Source organism: Nitrosospira sp. Nsp2 (assembly GCF_003050965.1).
GTDB lineage: Bacteria > Pseudomonadota > Gammaproteobacteria > Burkholderiales > Nitrosomonadaceae > Nitrosospira.
In genome coordinates this window covers 67525-86133 of the sequence record NZ_QAOU01000008.1, presented here as the reverse complement: position 1 = coordinate 86133, position 18609 = coordinate 67525, and the positions used below count along the sequence as shown (strand labels likewise).

Genomic DNA, 18609 nt, shown 5'->3' with positions numbered 1-18609 from the left:
TTCCTGGAAATTTAACCATGGCGATTGCCGAATTTTCCTGGGATGGTTCCAAAAATCGCTTCGCTTTCCCGGGAGTGGGCTTGGGTCGCGCCAAGCTGAGCGACGAGGTATTAATCGGCAATGCGCGGTGGTTTATCATCTTTCGGTGGGCCGTAATCGCACTACTTATTCTTTTTCAGATATTTGCGCTTATCGCCTCCGACACGCTCACCACCATCGGCATCACTCATCAGCAGGGGTGGCCAGTCGCCGTGACGGCCATATTGGCCATTGCTAATATTTTCTATATCTATGCCCTGGATTTCCGTCCGCGAACAAAACACAACTCCCCGGCCATTAACATCTGGGCGCAAATAATAATCGATCTTGTTTGCCTGTCGGTCGTCGTGCATTTTGCGGGCAGCATTGGCACGCCCGCTCCGTTCTTCTATGTGCTGCACATCGTCCTGTCCTGCATTTTTTTCTCGACCATCGAGAGCCTGATCGTTACCGCGCTTGTCTGTTGCATGTACGGGGCGGTTTTGCTGATTGAGAACCCCCTGCTTTTCCTGGCCCCTCAATCTGTGCTGATAGATTCAGGCGCAGCCGAGGTCACCCCGCTCAAGGTCAATATCCTCTTATGGATGGTTACGCTTGATGTGCTTTTCATCATAGTCTGGTATGTCGTCTCGCGACTGGCAATCGTCGTGCGCACTAATGAGCGGCATCTCATGGATGCCTATAAGCAGATCAGCCAGGCGCAAGTCGAAAAGGACCGGTATGCGGTTCTCATGACCCATCAGCTCAAGGCACCCCTGGACGCTATTCGCAGCAAAATCGGTTTGGTAAAAGGGAATTATTGTGGAGAGGTGTCACCTGAAATAAAGGATATTCTCGGAAAGATCGATGACCGCGCCGCGGGTATGGCAGGCTTGATCCTCGATGTGCTTAAACTTGAAAGATTGAAAGCCGCCGCTCGGGACCCGAATAATCATGAGTGCGTCAATATTGGTCCGGTCATTCGCAAGTGCATCGATAAACTCGGGCCAATAGCCAATTCGCGACAGATCAGGATAAACGCCTCGACCGATGATTTTTTCGTGCAATGTATTCCCAGTCAGCTTGAAATACTTTTCGAGAATATCATCTCAAACGCTATTACCTATTCCTACGATGGTGGTTCGGTGGAAATTGTGTCCAAAATCAACCGGCAAAGCTTATCCGCGGTGATAACCGTGAGTGACCACGGTATTGGCATAAGTGATATGGAGTTGCCGCATATATTCGACGAATATTTTTACGCGCCCAGAGCGGCTCTGCATAATCGGACGTCGAGTGGAATTGGACTGTCGATCGTGAAAACAGTGGCGGAAAATAACAAGCTTCACATCCAGGTTGCCAGCGAACACGACGTCGGGACGGCTTTTTCCGTTCTCTTCCAGTATGTGGGAAACGCATCGGATACAGAAACGAGCATGCAGAGAACAAATTCGGGTAAATATCTGCCAGACTCTCAGGGTGAAACAACGGCACCATCCAAGGGCGGGTGCCAACCGGCTTAGCTATGGAAGATCGGCGGGTTTTATTACAATGGGTACTCGCCCGATTTTTTCCTCATGATTTTAAGCTGTCCTCGATGGGTTTTGCTTTCAAGCCGTTTTTTTTGCGAAATACGCGTTGGTTTAGTGGGTTTTCGCTTGGGTGGTAGCACGGCGATGCTATCAACGAGTTCTTGCAAACGTCTCACCGCTTCTTCACGGTTCTTCTCCTGAGTGCGATACTGCTGCGACTTGATAACCACAATACCTTCTCTTGTGATCCGCGAATCGTTGAGCTTCAATAAGCGCTCCTTGTAAACTTCAGGCAGCGAGGAAGCGTCAATATCATAGCGTAGGTGAATTGCGCTGGATACCTTGTTTACATTTTGTCCACCCGATCCCTGCGCTCGAATCGCTTTAATCTCGATCTCGCTTTCGGCAACGGATATCGTATTGGGATTTTCCACCATTATGCTGTGCGGGCAGAGTACGACTTAAATTTTTACCAATCGCTTCATGCCTGGCTCATTTTTGCATTGTATCCGCATGGTCCCAATGGGGAAGAAACAACCGCGGCGAAAAATCGAAATCCCTGGTTGCTTCAGAATGATTAAAACACAAATCAACGTTCATTCGTGTCGCCATCTCTGCGTTCAGCCCCCGGCCGCCGGGCAGCAGCCTGACGAGCTTTATTGCGGCGTGAAATAGCCACTCGGGCACCGTGAAAAAACGTGCCGGCTTGCCGAGCGCGTCGAAGATTTTCGCGACCATCTGCAGATAGCTTAATGCCTCACCCCCGCTCAAATTGTATGCCCGGTTGAACGTCTGTGGCCGCCAGAGGGCAAGAATGCAGGCATTTGCGAGATCATCGGCATGGACTGGCTGGCGCAACCCCCGGCCTTCTCCCAGTAATGGAAAAAAACCGAAGCGCCGAATAAAACTCGCGATTCTAGTAATATTCTTATCCCGCACACAATCGTATACCAACGTTGGGCGGAACACAGTCCAGTTCATTCCGAAGGCCGCGCAGAGCTTGCTAACCTCCTCCTCCGCCTCGGTTAAACGCACCGATAGACGCCGTTCCTCCGGGTTGACCGAACCGGCCTTGCTGAATACGCTGGTCGAACCGAAGCCGATCACCCGTTTAAGCTGAAGCGAGTCCAAAACGGGCAACAGCGGGGGAAGCAGCCAGAGCGGCGCAAGATGCACAAGCGCATTGGCGGAGAGGCGGGGCAACTGCTCAGGATCGCTGATGTCGCTCGAGTGCCAGAATAAATTTTTTTCGGTGGCAATCAGACCGCTGCGGTTATTACGGCTGATGGCATGAACCTCGCAACCGGAATTTGCGAGCTTAGGCAGCAGAAACTGCCCGATGATGCTGCTCGCGCCGGTAACGATAATTCGAGGAGGTGAAGAAAGCTCCGACATTGACTTGCCAACCTTTCCCAGAGCTTGGGGTTGTATATGTTTGGGCCACTTATCCAGAACGCTGGGTTAAGAAGTTCCGCTTGACTACCCTCTCCTGCTTCGGGATCGCGTTATCGACTCATCCTACCCAACGTGAAGGCTTTTATGGCAGGGTTTGGCGCCCCGGCGCTTGATCAAGCGTTGATGTGTCCCCGCTTTTTCTCCCTATATCTGCCGCATGCTCCGACTAACGTAAAACCGGCCAACATCATTGCCCACGCCTCTGGTTCCGGGACCGACGTTATCACACCGATCTCTGTCCGCGGCGGCTCACTAGGTAGAGATTACCTGAACCATCCGAGCCGAACGAGGTAATACGTCCGGTCATGCCGGTGGGAGAGATCAATTCGGCGGTCCGGTCGGCAAGTTCCGTGATTCTAGTATCTTCAGAGAAGCGGAACGTCATGACTTTGTCGGTGATAAAGTCTGCAAAGAAATAGGTTCCCTCCAACCCGTTAATTTCCGCCCCGCAATACGCGTAGCCGCCAATAATCGACGCTCCGCCACCATTGTGGTCCTACTCAAAGATGGGTCCGGTGTGGTTGTTCCGGATCTTCAGGAAAATGTAACTGGGTGCCTTCGAACTTGCGCCATCCGTAATTCGCTCCCTGCAGAACCCTGCTGCGAGTAGGGCACAAATCGTTCTAAACATCTCACTCCTTTATTCGAGTTGTCGCGTCCTGCTCCTGGAAGCACTGAAGTGCGGCTGGCTTTTACTGGATTATTCTATTTGTGTGCTCGGACATAGAAATAGGCGCAGCGATATGAAACCCGCGCGATGTGTGCCCTTTCTCAAATACAACTACAAGCAAGTCAATTGCGGGATAAATGATATGTAACCGAATACCAGCGGTCTTCGTGTAAGAACGCCCCAATGTGTGCTGTTTTGATGTGCTGACGTCGTAGACCGTCATATCCTATATCAAACTGTCGGGCGCCAAGAAAAGTTACTCAAGCTTAGATTAATACCCGACATTATGCTCGCCAAACGCCAATCTATGCTTGACCTTAGCTGCACCAGCATAAAGACTGATTATTAGCTGCCTGGCGGTGCCTCCAGCTGAACTATCGGTATGAGTCGATGCGCCCATGAATATCAAACGAGGAGGTTTCAGCCGCGAGCCAACCACGCGTCGGCGATCTCACTTTTGTCAAATATGCTTCCAGGACATGGGAAAAGTCGAGCCATTCACCCGGTGCTTCATCTCCAAATGGTCCGGATGTCGTGTTGTCGAAGTCGATATCGACATACTTTCCTTCCAAAGGGGGATTTGGGCACTTCACTTGCCATAAACTCCATTGGTCAACGAGCTTGAATTGCCGGCACCCGACAGACCATAGTTCCGCAAAATAAGAGGTTTGACTCTCTTCTATGGACACATACCGTGGACGGAGGGGGAAATCACGCAATGCACATACTACATTGATGTCATTACCCTCGATATCGATCTTAAGGTAATAGGGTATACCATGCTTTTTGAAAAGGGATTGTGGCCGGATGCACTGCACTGGGATTTCAAGATATTGTGTCCCGTTTCGGGTTCCCCAGCTTTTATTGAAGCTGCTCCACCGGTCATTGTCGAGATTGGCATAGAAAATAAACTCACCCTCCTGCGCGGCTAAACCGACTGGCTCGATGACCAGCTGACCCGAATCAATATAGGGAGCCAGGTTTATACGTGCGTTCTCAACCGCGGGTGGGCTTGCTTCCACAGAGACTACCCGGAAGCCCTTGCGCAGATAGAACAGACTGTCGCGGCCGTTGTTCATGCCTATATCCATGATTAACGGCATAGCAGCAATTTCAGGGCTCAACTGTCTCATGCAAGGGCCCTTAATCTTGGTGTTTCTTTAGCGGTTCCGGGAAAGTAATCTTTTATTTCGACCATTTGCTGGAAAAAGCTCTCCTGCGTATGCCTCTTCCGGACCAACTCAAGCGCGCACCCCCAGCGGTTGTGCCTCTCTTCCGGGTTACTTAACGCTTTTCTGATTGCGCTAACGTATGCATTGACCGATTCAGTATCTGCCACAGGGTATCCTGTTTCGTCATTGATCAGCTCGGGTACGCCCCCTACGGCCGATGCCACGATAGGCAGGCCAGCCAATGTTGCTTCAAGCAAGACATTCGGCATACCATCGGTAAGGGATGTATAGAGAAACAAACTGAACTGATCATTCTCCTCTACCAGACCCCCAACCTCATAAGAACCGGTAAATATTATATTGGGAAGCCGCCTTATATTGCTTTCCATCTGCTTTTCGTCATGCTTTTCGGCATGGCCCCGCACATGGAATTGAATGTCCGGCATGGCCGTAGCAATTTTAAGCAGAAGGTCGGGTCGTTTCTGTTGGGTAATCCGGCTTGCCCACAGTACTTTGCCCTGATTGGTGGAGATGTATTCGGATTCTCTTACGGATGTGCCTGGAAAGTAGACGGTATGCGTTCTGCGGCTATCTACGCCATAATGCCGGCTCAGCTCTGCCGGGTAATAAGCGCTATCACAAATTACTCCGGTAAGGTATGGTAACGTTGAGGCCAGGTAATAGCGTGCATAACCATGCTTTTGCCCCGTGGAATCATGATCCTCGCAATAAAGACTAGCGAAGACAGATTTTCCTTCAGCTTGCAAAGACTTGCCGTGGGCCTTTAACATGTCCCACCCAAGCTGTGATTGAATAATATGGATCGTAGAAGCGCGCGATTGAAGCACCAGTCTCACCAATACGGTCATCCTTTGTGCCTGGGTTATCTTTCGCCCCACTCGTCCAAGCTCCACTACCGGCACATCTTTCGGAACACGCTCCAGCCACGGCGATACCGTGTCCAAGGTTGTGATAAGTACAGCACTCAATCCCAGCCGTCGGCAGACATTGATATGATGCAACGTACCGAGGTCAGCGCCGCCGCGTTTCAGCCAGGGCACAATGATAATGATATCCGGATTCGTATCGCCGACGAGCCGACGGCAATCAGCGTAAACCATGCCCGGAGCCGCATCGATAGTGGGCCGATAGATGTTAAATTGTGATAGATATTGTGGAGTAGGAAATAAATCAGGCTCGATCTCGGCAAGATGACGCAACTCCTCCACTACCCAAGCGGGAACTGTGGCATTCGAGGCTGCAGCAGCACGAGTGTTAGCTTTTTTGTCCTCCATAATGCGAATCGGCTTCCAGTTGTCACTGAAATTCATGACATGACCATAAAAAAGCGTGGTTTTGACATGATGCGCAATCGTCATTATTTGGTTACGCCGTAGTTCAGGCAGGAAATCAAGGACAGGTTTAACAAAAACACGAAAGATGAATGAAAGAAGGGGCTCAGGTTTAAGCATGGATTTGACGCTCATGTGATGGACACCCTATCTGATCCAGACCAAAGTTCCACTCTGTCAAAAAAGGAGCAAGGGCGAATAATCGCACCTGTCGACACCATAGACATCACCATGGACTCGGCCTTTCGTCTATAGAACAATGCGGTTTTAGGTGCACACACGTGCGTAACACCATGGGCTAGCAACTCGGCATTCCAGTGCCAGTCTTCGTAGCCAAAACCCGTTTCCTTCACATCCGTACGCTGATACGGGTGCTCGACATATAACTTCCTGATCCCAAATGAGCACGATACCCAAGGGTGGTGGGAAATACAGGCAGCAAGCGGAAATGAATCCTTCGTCATGTCGATGAGACGTGCGACGGAATGGAATGCGCCAAACGAAACGCACAATTCAGGATGAATTATTACGGGGGTCTCATTCGTTCTGGCAACCTCCAGCGCGGCAACAGGCCAGTTCGCCGAATAATGATCATCACCGTCCATGGTGCCAACGTATTCGCCCCGGGCTGCACTAACACCACTATTTCGAGAAGAGGCCAAATCTCCATGGGTTACGCTAACTATTTGATCTCGTTTACTGATTAGGGGGTGGTTCTTAACAATGCGAGTAGTAAGTTCGTCAGCGTTGTCCAATGTTAGAACGAACTCAATCGGAATTTTCTGCATCGACGCATATTCACGAACTCGTATTAGGCTGGATAAGGTGAAATGCGCCAGCACCCCCTCAGTATGAAAAGTAACGACTTGGCTTATAATAGGTTTTGTTGAATACATCTTCTATCGTACCGAGATAATGGGGGGAAAATTGGACCTCTGCCTCAGATTAAATTGTGCGATTCTCCGCAACTATTTTCTAATCGCAAGGTAAGGCCTCCGGGGTGCTAGACGGGATGTAATGCCAATTTGATTACTCGTTCAGGGGCCGGAAAAATGTTTTTTTCTTAAGGATGGCCACTGAATTTTAGTAAATTAGCGGTCGGCCGACATAATAGATAAACGAAGCCGGATGTTTCGGTGCGGTACCGCACAAACGGGGGAACAGGCAGGATGTCGGTCGAAGAGGTTCCAGCGTAAAATGCCGCTGCAACGCGCCAGGATTATCTAATGGTCCCCCTTAACCGAATGGCTCACCACTTCCGACCTCCTGGTTGCGTTATGAGGGCTCAATACATCGCCCCAAAGATAGCCCATCAGGGCGGCAGGCACCTCCGGTCTGTCCCACAGTATTAAATCGAAGTATGAGTTAAATTCGCGGGCAAAGGTAATTGCGGAAGTCAGGACTGGACCGCGCAGGTCCAGTACGCAGCACTGGCTCGACGATCTGCTTTTTTTTAATTCAGCAAGGGACGGCAACGCGCTATTGCAATTGAAGACCTGTGAAGGTCCAGGATGTGTCCCCGCTACCGAACACTTTGCGCTTCTGATCCAGCGGTCAATATAGCGGCGCCTCAACATATTTGTTTTTCTCATCTGATCTACTTTTGCCGACTCAGTCACCGAATGAGAATGGATACGATGTTTATAGAGGGGCTCTGGAATATACGCCAGCCTTCCTATTTCCGAAATCTTTAGAGCCAGCTCCCAGTCTTGAATACCCTCGAATTCATCGCTGCATCCGTTCACCTGAATAAATACAGAGCGGCGGATGACTTTAAGATGAGAGGCAACCATGCCATCCAGCAAATCCTCGCGTAATGAGCGATTACCTGGTTTTAGATGGTAATAACCTCCATATCTTGCGAGGCGCACGGAAGCTCCGGCTTCATCAATATCCCACCGATCAGAAAAAAAATAGTCGATATCGGGCCGTTGTTTAATCTCCTCATCTACACGTGAAAGCGCGTTTGGCACGAGCAAGTCGTCGCAGTCGAGAAAGGCAATGAACTTTCCCCTCGCCAGCTCAACGGCCTCGTTCTGAGATGCGGAAATACCTCGATTGGAAGCATGCGTGACGATGCGGAGGCCGGTTAGTTTGCCCTTCAGTCCTCGCATCAGTTCGTGAATGCGAAGGTCGGGAGAGGCATCGTCGATGCAGATCACCTCGAATTCCGTTGTTCCTTGCTCCGACAGTGAGCGCAAGCATTCTTCAATATACTCGTAGTGGTTGTAGACAGGAATAACCACCGAGATAAATGGGGAGTTGGCCGTAGTGGATAAAAAGGAGAGTTGCCTCAGCAACTGTGCAGCATTCGCTTCCTGGTTATCTGAGCGTGTTGGGGTTGATGTTTCTGCTGACGACAAATTCGTCTGTAAACGAGAAACTTCTTGACGATACTCGGGATGCTTTTCGTAGTACTGCTCGAACCATGAAACAGCCGACTCGAGAAAGAGAGGATGTTTCCCTCCAAGTAAAGCGTCGATTTTTTGCGCAGCAAGGAGCCAGCTTTTGCCCATGCCGACATAGGAGCGGCGCATGCTTTGTGCATGTTGCCGGTAAACAGCGTAATGACCACGTAGATATGCCAGCCGACAGCCCAGAGAACTGAGTGTGCACCAGAAGAGCCAGTCTTCCTTGGCGCGTGCGCCTACATCGAATCTCGTTTGTGAGAAGACGTCCTTTCGGAACAGGGCGCAATGAATCGGGATAGCGAATCCTCGCTCCCAGCGATACAAAAAATCGTCGAGGGTGAGCGGAAATCTGGAGATGGCCGCATCAGAACGCGTAATATGTGTAACAGTCTCATCGGACAACAAGAAATCACATATGGATACGTCAAGCGCTGGACAGACCGTCATGTGCGCCACCTGGACGTCCAGCTTGCCGGGGATAAGAATATCGTCGGCATCGAGGAGCTGAATGAATTGCCCCTTGGCAGCTTCAATTCCCGAATTTCGCGCTCCCGAGAGGCCTTGGTTCGCTTGGCGCACAATGCGCACTTTCCCGGACAGAGTAGCTACCTCGCTGAGATAGAGCTCCGTTTTTGGATCGGTGCTTCCGTCATCGACAACGATAATTTCCGTTTTTCCCTCGTATGCCAGCAGGGCCGACGAGACGGATTCGTATAGATATTGACCTTGATTGAAGAAGGGAATTACGATGGATATTACTGGATTTTCCGGCCCCGAATCGGAAGCCACCCGGTTTCCCCTACCGAATCCGTCAGATGCGTTGATGTAGCCCGGTATTGTTTGCACGCTTTCACGGAAAGCGCCCCAGCTATGCCGGGTTTTCACCAGCTCTTTTAGCGCTTGAGCTCGCGTGGCGGCTTCACCGGGATCAGCTCTGACAATCTGAAGGGCTTCCTCATAGTCCCGTACTGTCGGCTCCTCTGGAAGCGGGAAGCCAGTCCGCGTCGAAATCAGTTCTCCTACCCCCCCGACTGTGGGGGCAATTACCGGAATTCCCAACGCGCCAACTTCGAGCAGAATGTTGGGTAGACCTTCCCAACGGGAGGTAAATAGAAATGCATCAAATGGTCCATCCCTCACTAATTCATATGGATCGGAAAACCCCCCCTTTAAGATCAGGTTGGGCTGTGACGGGAGGCTGGTTTCCTTATCAATGACGCTGTGGCCATAAACCATGAAATCGGCAAAGACACAGCGTCGGGCGATATCGTAGAGCAAGTCGACACGCTTCTCCGCGTCCAGCCTGCCAGCCCACAACACCCGCAAACGCCGGTCAGGCCCATCAGCGCCGCAAGAGGAAGATGATATGGGAGGCGCATTTAGGGTCTTCTCCAGGAAAATTCTGCAAGGATTGTAAACAACATGCAGTTTCGTCGAGGTAGTCGCGTCAAGCTCGTATTCAGCAATTGCGTCGGTAATGAACCGATGATTATCGCTCAGCAACCCATGGAGATGAGGTAATGCCGGCTGGAGAAAATAGGATGCGTAGCCGGTCTTGCGACGGGTACCGGGCAGATATTGAAAGGCAAATATACTTGCAAAAATCTGCGTGAGTCGCGACATCAAAAGGCCATGATCGATGATCAGCTTCCATGCCAGTTCACTGTTAATGTTATGGAGAACAGTTGGCTTAACAGCCTGAACCAATGACTTCAGAAATTGCAGCCGAATGTTCTCGAAATCGGATTGCACGTGGTCATGCAATGCTACGACCTTGATACCGTCGGGTAGAACCATGAGATCGTTTTTCAAAGGACGATCCGTTATGAGGACGAGAACGGTAAAACGGGGCTGAAGCTCACGGTATGCGCATGCGAAATTAAGCGCTACCCGCTCTGCACCACCCGAACTCATGAACGGCACTGTAATCATGCTGCCGATCGGTCCGTACCTACTGCAGTGCTCGGAAAGCTCCAGGAGCAACTGCACAAAAGCATGCTCATCAGGCGCTGGCCATGCGAGCGAATCAGAGCGGGAACCAAAGGACTTTCTTAGTTCCGAAAACATCGCCAACCCTCTTTTCTCGCTCGTAAGTGCGCGAAGGACAGGAGACAGGGCTTCACGAATTTTTGCCTTCGCGGGATAAGTCAGGGGAAGATTGGCGTAGAAGTATCTCGCGATGTGTAACAAACGGCTTTTGCTCAGCATATGCTTTATGCGCTACCGGTCGTGTGTGTCCATAGACAAGTCTGGGTACGGTTCCCTGGAAGCGAGTTCTGCAGGCGAGGTTACGTCCTATGTCTTAAGCTGAGAATGTGGTAGCAGTGCGCTGCTGATAAAGTTGAAATATCTCGTCAACTGGACCTATTTGTTGAATCTTTCCCTGCTCCAGCAACAGAGCCTTGTTGCAAAAGTTTCGTATTATTGATTCAGTATGGGAAGCAAGTACTAGTATCTTGCTACGGTGTATGAATTCCTTAAGCCGATGCTCCGCCTTCTCCATGAAACGTGCGTCCCCCGTACCAATTACCTCATCCATCAGCAGGATATCGGCTTCCATAGCGGTGACAGTAGCAAAGGCCAGTCGAGTGGCCATTCCGGAAGAGTAGATCCGAAGCGGCATCTTCAGGTAGTCGCCAAGTTCAGTGAATCTGGCAATCTCTTCCATTTTTTTGTAGATTTCCTTTTTTTTCATCCCGAGTAGTAAACCCCGAATGAGTATGTTTTCGATACCTGTCGCTTCCGGTTCCATTCCCAAGGCCAGGTTTAGCGTCGAGACGACTCTGCCGCTCGTCGATGCTGTGCCGAACGTTGGCTTATATATGCCGGCAAGAACTTTAAGTAGGGTTGACTTGCCTGCGCCGTTATGTCCGACCAACCCAAGTCGATCCCCTTCTTTCAAAGAGAAACTGATATCTTGTAACGCCCTGACCACTGGAATCTGATCGCCTGCAGTGAGTAATCCGCCTGTCGCCGTGCTGAGAAGCTGATTTTTGACGGATCGATTTCCCATACCGATAAGAGGATAGTTTAGGGTGACTCCTTGTACCTGTACCAGACTCATAATTAAACCCAGAGGGGAATCTGGCTGTTCTTTTTCTGATACAGGAAGACGCCAACAGCGCTAAAAACGGTCAACGTCGCGATTGCCGCACCCCATGACGACAAGGACGGGGCAGATCCAAGCAGGGGCGACCGAACCAGGTCAAGGAAATACGCAATGGGGTTTAGCCTCAGGATCCAGCTATCGTCGGGGACGAGACGTGGAAACCACATGATGGGGGAAAGAAAAAAAAGAACTTGTACCAGACTTTGATTGATCTGGCTCACGTCACGAAACCTTGCGCCCAAGATGCTTAGTGACACTCCTATGGCGACCAGATTCATCACTACGAGTATCAGGCCGGGTATGGCCAGAAGAACAACCGCGCTAAGCCTGAGATCAAAGTAAATGTAAATTCCGACAATGATCAGGATATTGTGAGCGAACACTACAATATTCCTGGCGACGCCACGCAAGAGAATCGTGAGCGCGTTAATGCGCATATCTTTTATATACGCCGAATTTTCTATATAGAGGTTAGGAAACTCCAACAAGAGGCTCGATATCAGGCCCCAAATAACGAAACTCACGGAAAGGAATAGCAGATATTCGTCACCATCTACGTTAAGCAACTTGCTATACACGGTTCCCAGGGTCAAGCAGAAGATTGTCATGCTGAGCGTGATCCAAAGCGGCCCGATTTTTGACCGTCTGTAGCGCAATCTTATGTCTAGCCATGCTAGAAACAGCCATAGGTCGTAAGCTTTCAACGCTTCAACCAAATCATTATTTTTTGCCCAGCTTTTGACTTTACTGTAGATGACCATTTAGAGAGTTATGCGATGCATGTTCTGAGGGGATGCGTCTCTTGTTATTGTTATCAGACTGCGCTTGGGTGTTCCTTGCTCCTGGCCGCGATTTTACCAGCTCATTCTTTAACTATTGTAGATGAGACGAAGAAAGCGCGGAGCGCGACCTGGCCAGGAAATCCGGTTGTGCGATGACACTCTGTTTCTTTGGCGGAAGGACGTGAAGCTTATTTGTCAACGGAGGCCGAGTCGCCGTGCAGCGTCGCGGATAGCATGAAGTGACGCCACCGCCCCAAACCGCAACCACACTCCCCCCCCCACTAGCCACATCACAATCCCGGGGTATTGATGCCGGAAGAACTTGCGATAGAACCGCATCATCCCCTTGTGCTTGTGCCATTCCACGAAGATAGGGCGAGACCGGCTGCATGCTCCCTTATGATGCAAAACAGGAGCTCCCGGCACAAACAGGATTTTCCATCCTTTTTGCTGAAAGCGCATGCACCAATCCAGATCTTCGCAGTGAAGAAAATACCCCTCATCCCAGAGACCCACGTCCTCCAATGCTTCGCGGCGCACCAGCATGAGCGCGCCGGAGATAGCTTCCACCTCAACTGGGCGAGGCGGCAAGGCCTGTTTGTGCAAGTGGAAATCATAAAACACGCTTGGCCAGTAATGATCAAAACGATAAAGCCCAAAAGCCCTGACAAAGGAGCGCCAAGGAGTCGGCACTGCCCGGCGACCCCCTTCCTGCTCTGTGCCATCCGCGTTCATCAGCAGTCCGCCTGCCATACCTGCCGCAGGATTTGCTTCCAATACCCGCACCATGTGGTTCAAAGAGTCGGCGCTCAAAGCGCAGTCAGGGTTCAGGAACAGGATGTAGGGCTTGGTCGCGCCACGGGTACCTATATTACAGGCTGCGGCGAAGCCGAGGTTGGCCGCATTGCGGATGATCTTCAGTTTTGCCTCATCCGGAAATCGCTGCGCGCAAAGTTCAAGGCTTAAATCGGTGGAAGCATTATCCACCACCAGTATTTCGCTGGCTGAGGAATACGCGGAGTGAACGCACTCGGTGAGGAACGGCCCTGCATTGTAATTTACAACGATGACCGACACCGGAAGTTTCGTTGCGGCATTTTCGACCTCAACCATCATAGTGACGGACGCTTGTATTCACAGCATCTTTAATAGAGTCAGGGCTTGTCCCGGAGTGCTCTTAACCAAAAATCCGGGCTTGATCAAACCGACTTTTCCAGGAGTTGTTTATGCGGAATCGAGCGGTGCTGCACGGAGTGGCGCAAGTGGTTAAAGCTTGCGTTACAAGTTGTGTGATGTCGGCGTTCCGATCCATGACATAGACACCCTCACACCCCCTCCTGAGCGCCATTTCTCCAAACGCTGAACTGACCACCGACAACCCCAGAGCCCGGTATTCGTAGTACTTGATCGGATCCACGGAAGACGTGAGAGTCGTCTCCTTGAATGGAATCAAGCCCACATTAAACTGAGTCATGGCACTTAGCGCCTCTATGTGCGGTAGAGGAGGTTCCACACTTATATTATCAGGCAGCGCGGGTGGACGCACGTACACGGGTCCGATAAGACGGAGTTTTATTTTTAAATTCGATTTTGCCAAGGTAATGACGAGCTTCCAGTCAAACCAGTCTCCTATAGTGCCGACGTAGCCAATAACAGGGCGCTGCCCGTCCGGAAACGAACATGCTTTCCCTACCGGAGGGAGTCTATCCACTGCACACGCGTTCAAAGCCAACCGTACATCGCTTGCCATATACCGCAACCGATCATATAAGGCGGAGGAGGAAGTCAATATGGTTGACACTTTATTTATTACCTTGCGTTCCCGATTCATCATTGCGAGGCGTGACCAGCCCCGATAGAAGGCAGGATAATTGTCCATCGCATCGTAAAACGATGACCTGAAGCCCGGCTTGTGTAGCAGTTGCAACGCTAGAGTGGTCGGTTTTCCGATACCCAAAACGGTCGAGTTATCGGCGAAGCGATAAACTTCTGACTCGACACGACTCCAAAACAGGCAATTCACCGCGTGGGAAAATGGCAATGGTTCTATAGGTAATGCCTTGGGCTTTACAACCGTTAGCCAGGGCGGAATATCGCATTCCTCGCCCCCAGATCCCGGACGGCGGGCCCATATATCAGATAAGGTTGGAAATCGGCCTGGATAAGGATCGACCCATAGGACCTCGCCGCCGGTGCGCGAATGAAAATATCTCGCAAGCTCGTGTGGCCGCTGGGAGAAACTGCACCAGGGAACAGGTGAGAGATAAATCAGGCGCATGCGGCGAAGTAGTCGCACAAAACGGAAGTAATACGATGCGCGGCCCTGCCATCCCCGTAAGGCGAAACACCACGTGCCATTCGTTTGTAGGCTGCGGAGTCGTCCAATAGGTGCTGTGTCTCCCTGACAATTCGGTCATGATCCGCGCCTACGAGCTTGGCCACCCCTTCCGCGACAGCCTCGGGCCGCTCGGTTTCATCTCGCAAAACAAGTACCGGCGTTCCCAGCGCAGGCGCTTCCTCCTGCACGCCACCGGAATCACTTAGGATGAGGAATGCGTGTTTCATGGCGGCGACAAAGGGTAGATAGTCCAGAGGTTCGCAAAGAGTGATTCGGGGATGATTTCCGAGGATTTTATGAGCGGTTTCATATACATTCGGGTTAGGATGGACCGGATATACAATCTGAAGATCTTTACCACTCTCCGCCAATGTGAGGACCGCCTTGCAAATTTGCTGGAATGGTTCGCCGAAGTTTTCTCGGCGATGTGCCGTTACCAGAATCAGACGCTTGCCCCTATCCAGCTCAAAGGGCAGGGGAGTTTTACGATTTGCGACGCTCAACAACGCATCGATAACCGTATTACCCGTTACGAAGATATCTCCATTTGCAATACCTTCTTTAAGCAAGTTGTTTCGCGCGCTCGCCGTCGGGGCAAAGTGCCACTTCGTCAACCTTCCAGTCACTATGCGATTCATTTCTTCCGGGAACGGATTCGCCATGTTCCAAGTGCGCAACCCTGCTTCAACATGCCCGAACGGAATCTTGTGATAGAAACTGGCAAGCGCAACGGTCATGACTGTGGTCGTATCGCCCTGTGCCAGCACCGCATCAGGTTTCTCAGCTTGAAGGACGTTACCAAGAGCGAGTAAGAGACGTGCCGTCAGAGCAGTGAGCGCTTGATTGTGTTGCATGATATCAAGATCGATATCCGGCTCGATCTCAAAGGCGCGCAGAACCTGGTCCAGCAGATCTCGATGCTGCGCGGTCGCCAGCACTCGACACTGAATACCGGGATGTTCCTTTAGCGCCAAAATCACCGGGGCCATCTTTATGGCTTCCGGTCGTGTTCCAACCACGCAAAGAATTTTGCGGCGCATTATTTAATTTTTCTGCAATAGTAGAGTTCGGTATCAAAAATTCCCTGGGTTGAAATGTTTTCCCGGTAGTAGTCGACTGTGAACCCGAGTTCGGTCAGGTGCGATTCAATATCCCGCCCGTAGGTTCTATAGGCGATCACGCCTAAGTCATTCTCGCCGTTGGCATCGCCATGGTATTCCGGCGGGAGCAGATGCACATCTTTTGATGGATCATCTGGGTCAGTGATCCTGATCCTTATGAGCGTTTGTTCCCAGCTACGGTGGTGCGGAACGGTAAAGATATAAATGCCCCCAAAGCGGAGGACCCGGTGGATTTCTCGATGGGCGCGGTCGTCGAGACGCACGTGTTCCATCACATCGCTGGTGACTATGATATCGAACGATTCGTCATCAAAAGTCAGGCATTCCAGGTTCTGATTGGATACTCCCGTTCCCAGTTGCTCGCCCAGTCGTCGTTTGGGCTTGTATTGGGATAACTGTACATCGATCCACGGTATCTCTTTCAATAAGTCCGGTAGCGGATAGGCGCAGCCTTCGTAATAGAATGGGCATTGGGTGTCATACACACGTAACTTGTTCGGTAAATCCGTGCGTGGCAATGTGGAGATCGAGTCTGCCGTCACGTTCGACAATTCCTTGATCGCATCCAAAAGACCCCGTGTAATCGATCGGTAGCGGCTCGTTGTCCTGCAATGTTCGCACGTGAGCGACTCCCTCCAGAGGTCGGCATTGGTATAAAAAAAACGTGCATTCTTTCCACAGACGTTACAACATCCCGAAACTGAAAGAGTATTCTTGAATATCTTCGGGACCGAGACATCGTCCCTTGTCTTATAGGTATGTGGAATCCACGGCCCCCACTTGGCCTCGTAGAGTGCTTTGTTCCGTTCGAAGAGAGTTTCTCGATCACGGCTCTTCAGTTTGTTAAACGAGGCTGACAGATGATGATGAACAAATACATCGTCAGCGCAAACGATGCGAAGGCCTAGTCGATCAACGCGGCGGCAATAATCGTCATCTTCAAAAAAACCTCTTCCGAATGCCTCATCCAGAGGACCTGTATGTTGATACACATCCCGGGACATCATTACGCAAAAGAACGCGGCGGTACGCAGCGGAAAAGTCTGGCCAATGTGACGGCGGGTATGGCGAGCAGAGGCGCGAATCATCTCGTCCATTCCTTTGTACGTGATGTGGATCCTGGCCTCGTTGCCAATGTTGTTCGTGACAGGGCCAATAAGGCCCAGGCTTTTATCCCTTTGCAAATGCCTCACAAGTGTCCGCACCCATCCGGGCGTCACGTAAGTGTCGTTATTAAGGATGACCAGGTACTCTCCGGTAGCAGCCGCGAGTCCCTGATTGTTGCCGGCAGCAAAGCCGCGGTTTTCGTCGTTGAGGATGATTCTGCGGTCGGGGCCAGCGCCGACCCATCTCGACAAAAATTTATTTGTGCCGTCGGTGGACGCATTGTCGACCACAATGATTTCCAGCCCAGGGTAATTACTGTGCTCGTCGAGGCTGGCAAGACAGGCGCGGGTTAGGTCCAGGTTGTTGTAGGTCACCACAACAACGCTTACCTTCGGCTCGTCTTTTGCACTCTCTCCATGCGAGATGAGAGCCTCCATCCGATGTTTCCAGGTTTGGCCACTGGCAAATGCCTGCCTGTCGCTGATTATGGCAGGGTTTTTCGGATCGGCCAGGACGTCGGCTATTGCGCACAAGAATCCATCCGTATCTGCAGCTACGCGCACCAACTCACCAAACTGCTTCATTTCCGGCAAATCGACTGATACTACCGCTTTCCCCGCGCTAAGATATTCATAAACCTTGACAGGATTTGTTGCGAGCGTGAGCGGGATCACCTTAAACGGGAGAAGGCAGACATCAAACCCGTACAGGTAGTGAGGTAGCGCTTTATATGACACCTCTCCAATAAATTTGATGTTGGGCAGCCGCCCAAGCCTCGCTTGAGCATTTACGGTATCCGCCCCGACCAGCAAGATACAACACTCGGGGAAGCGTTTGGCAACCGCTTCAATCAGTCCTTGATCGAACCATTCTGCGATCGCTCCGTAGTAACCTATAATTTGCCGCGACCGCTGCTCGCTATATATAGTCGCAGGCTGACGAGAAAAATGCTCGAAATCCCCCGCGTTTCTTATCAATGCACGGCGCTCGGTATGCTGTCCGACACTCCGGTCCAGCCATTCGGACGTGGTCACAATCAGATCGGCGTTACGAAACAACGCATGCTCCAGGGATAGTATCTCTTGGGCAGTGTTATCGAAGCCTCCGTGATGGTCCATGCAGTCATAGATAACACGACTGTTGGGCAATACGATAGCGACGTGATGCCAGAAAGGGTGTTGTACAAGACAGATAACCTCCCGGGAGTCAGCCCATTCAAGCAGTTCCCCCACGCTGGCCCGCAGCTGGGAGAGCGTATCCATTCCAGGGGCGGTGGAATAAATCTCCGGTGCGCTTCTGGCGTAGAGCTTGATCTGGAACAGGCAACCGGCAAGATCAAGGGGCTCCAGATCAAAACCGGCTCGTTCGTCATCTACTAAACAGGCGGATAGGTAGAAGACGCGCCGCCCGGTAGCGGCAAGTGCATGTGCAAGTTGCTGTGGCCGCTGATGCCGGAAGTGCCAGTCAATGACACCCCAAATAAAGTAGTCGGGCATCGCGGCCTGTTGCGCGGCCGGCCTTACGGGCGGCGGGTGAAATTGT

15 protein-coding genes are annotated in these 18609 nt (G+C 51.2%); 1 reads left to right on the top strand and 14 read right to left on the bottom strand.

What is annotated here, in order from left to right:
• The first annotated feature begins 17 nt into the window (after nt 1-17).
• Nucleotides 18-1541, top strand: coding sequence for a HAMP domain-containing sensor histidine kinase (locus C8R31_RS14245; RefSeq protein WP_107694742.1), 1524 nt, complete (start codon nt 18-20; stop codon nt 1539-1541).
• 23 nt (nt 1542-1564) lie between these two features.
• On the opposite strand, the gene arfB is transcribed toward C8R31_RS14245, so the two are convergent.
• The 14 genes from arfB to C8R31_RS14175 all read right to left on the bottom strand — a co-directional run bounded on the left by arfB (nt 1565) and on the right by C8R31_RS14175 (nt 18563).
• Complete coding sequence (gene arfB / locus C8R31_RS14240) at nt 1565-1987, bottom strand: alternative ribosome rescue aminoacyl-tRNA hydrolase ArfB (protein WP_107694741.1); 423 nt, start codon at nt 1985-1987, stop codon at nt 1565-1567.
• 55 nt (nt 1988-2042) lie between these two features.
• Nucleotides 2043-2945, bottom strand: a complete 903-nt coding sequence (locus tag C8R31_RS14235) for an NAD(P)-dependent oxidoreductase (protein ID WP_107694740.1) — start codon at nt 2943-2945, stop codon at nt 2043-2045.
• 173 nt (nt 2946-3118) lie between these two features.
• Nucleotides 3119-3232, bottom strand: coding sequence for a PEPxxWA-CTERM sorting domain-containing protein (locus C8R31_RS16830; protein ID WP_219907535.1), 114 nt, complete (start codon nt 3230-3232; stop codon nt 3119-3121).
• Nucleotides 3229-3435 (bottom strand): hypothetical protein, encoded by a 207-nt coding sequence (locus tag C8R31_RS14225; protein WP_107694738.1) that lies wholly within the window; start codon nt 3433-3435, stop codon nt 3229-3231. Before C8R31_RS14225 ends, C8R31_RS16830 begins: the two co-directional genes overlap by 4 nt.
• A gap of 614 nt (nt 3436-4049) precedes the next feature.
• Nucleotides 4050-4766, bottom strand: coding sequence for an FkbM family methyltransferase (locus C8R31_RS14220; RefSeq protein ID WP_258192725.1), 717 nt, complete (start codon nt 4764-4766; stop codon nt 4050-4052).
• A 38-nt stretch (nt 4767-4804) separates the two neighbouring features.
• On the bottom strand, nt 4805-6334 hold the full coding sequence (locus C8R31_RS14215) for a glycosyltransferase family 4 protein (protein WP_107694736.1): 1530 nt from the start codon (nt 6332-6334) through the stop codon (nt 4805-4807).
• Complete coding sequence (locus tag C8R31_RS14210; protein ID WP_107694735.1) at nt 6331-7095, bottom strand: glycosyltransferase; 765 nt, start codon at nt 7093-7095, stop codon at nt 6331-6333. The genes C8R31_RS14215 and C8R31_RS14210 overlap by 4 nt, the downstream gene beginning before the upstream one ends.
• Nucleotides 7096-7422: 327 nt before the next feature.
• Nucleotides 7423-10818, bottom strand: coding sequence for a glycosyltransferase (locus tag C8R31_RS14205; RefSeq protein ID WP_107694734.1), 3396 nt, complete (start codon nt 10816-10818; stop codon nt 7423-7425).
• 94 nt (nt 10819-10912) lie between these two features.
• The gene (locus tag C8R31_RS14200; protein ID WP_107694733.1) at nt 10913-11674 is read right to left on the bottom strand and encodes an ABC transporter ATP-binding protein; all 762 of its coding nucleotides are present in this window, start codon (nt 11672-11674) and stop codon (nt 10913-10915) included.
• Nucleotides 11675-11676: 2 nt separating this feature from the next.
• Nucleotides 11677-12480 (bottom strand): ABC transporter permease, encoded by an 804-nt coding sequence (locus C8R31_RS14195; RefSeq protein WP_107694732.1) that lies wholly within the window; start codon nt 12478-12480, stop codon nt 11677-11679.
• A 216-nt stretch (nt 12481-12696) separates the two neighbouring features.
• Nucleotides 12697-13617 carry a glycosyltransferase family 2 protein gene (locus C8R31_RS14190; RefSeq protein WP_258192722.1) on the bottom strand — a complete coding sequence of 307 codons (921 nt, stop codon included), beginning with the start codon at nt 13615-13617 and terminating at the stop codon, nt 12697-12699.
• A 61-nt stretch (nt 13618-13678) separates the two neighbouring features.
• A complete protein-coding gene (locus tag C8R31_RS14185; RefSeq protein ID WP_107694731.1) occupies nt 13679-14779 on the bottom strand; it encodes a hypothetical protein in 1101 nt (366 codons plus the stop codon).
• Nucleotides 14770-15879, bottom strand: a complete 1110-nt coding sequence (gene wecB, locus C8R31_RS14180; protein ID WP_107694730.1) for a non-hydrolyzing UDP-N-acetylglucosamine 2-epimerase — start codon at nt 15877-15879, stop codon at nt 14770-14772. Before wecB ends, C8R31_RS14185 begins: the two co-directional genes overlap by 10 nt.
• Nucleotides 15879-18563, bottom strand: a complete 2685-nt coding sequence (locus C8R31_RS14175) for a glycosyltransferase (protein ID WP_219907534.1) — start codon at nt 18561-18563, stop codon at nt 15879-15881. Before C8R31_RS14175 ends, wecB begins: the two co-directional genes overlap by 1 nt.
• Between the last annotated feature and the right edge of the window lie 46 nt (nt 18564-18609).

Excerpts from the sequence above, each read along its gene's own strand:
- C8R31_RS14220 (WP_258192725.1), bottom strand. The coding sequence starts at position 4,766 with ATGGATATAGGCATGAACAACGGCCGCGACAGTCTGTTCTATCTGCGC.
- C8R31_RS14215 (WP_107694736.1), bottom strand. The coding sequence starts at position 6,334 with ATGAGCGTCAAATCCATGCTTAAACCTGAGCCCCTTCTTTCATTCATC.
- C8R31_RS14175 (WP_219907534.1), bottom strand. The coding sequence starts at position 18,563 with ATGCCCGACTACTTTATTTGGGGTGTCATTGACTGGCACTTCCGGCAT.
- C8R31_RS14210 (WP_107694735.1), bottom strand. The coding sequence starts at position 7,095 with ATGTATTCAACAAAACCTATTATAAGCCAAGTCGTTACTTTTCATACT.
- C8R31_RS14235 (WP_107694740.1), bottom strand. The coding sequence starts at position 2,945 with ATGTCGGAGCTTTCTTCACCTCCTCGAATTATCGTTACCGGCGCGAGC.
- C8R31_RS14205 (WP_107694734.1), bottom strand. The coding sequence starts at position 10,818 with ATGCTGAGCAAAAGCCGTTTGTTACACATCGCGAGATACTTCTACGCC.
- C8R31_RS14245 (WP_107694742.1), top strand. The coding sequence starts at position 18 with ATGGCGATTGCCGAATTTTCCTGGGATGGTTCCAAAAATCGCTTCGCT.
- C8R31_RS14200 (WP_107694733.1), bottom strand. The coding sequence starts at position 11,674 with ATGAGTCTGGTACAGGTACAAGGAGTCACCCTAAACTATCCTCTTATC.
- C8R31_RS14185 (WP_107694731.1), bottom strand. The coding sequence starts at position 14,779 with ATGCGCCTGATTTATCTCTCACCTGTTCCCTGGTGCAGTTTCTCCCAG.
- C8R31_RS14195 (WP_107694732.1), bottom strand. The coding sequence starts at position 12,480 with ATGGTCATCTACAGTAAAGTCAAAAGCTGGGCAAAAAATAATGATTTG.
- wecB (WP_107694730.1), bottom strand. The coding sequence starts at position 15,879 with ATGCGCCGCAAAATTCTTTGCGTGGTTGGAACACGACCGGAAGCCATA.
- C8R31_RS14190 (WP_258192722.1), bottom strand. The coding sequence starts at position 13,617 with ATGATGGTTGAGGTCGAAAATGCCGCAACGAAACTTCCGGTGTCGGTC.
- arfB (WP_107694741.1), bottom strand. The coding sequence starts at position 1,987 with ATGGTGGAAAATCCCAATACGATATCCGTTGCCGAAAGCGAGATCGAG.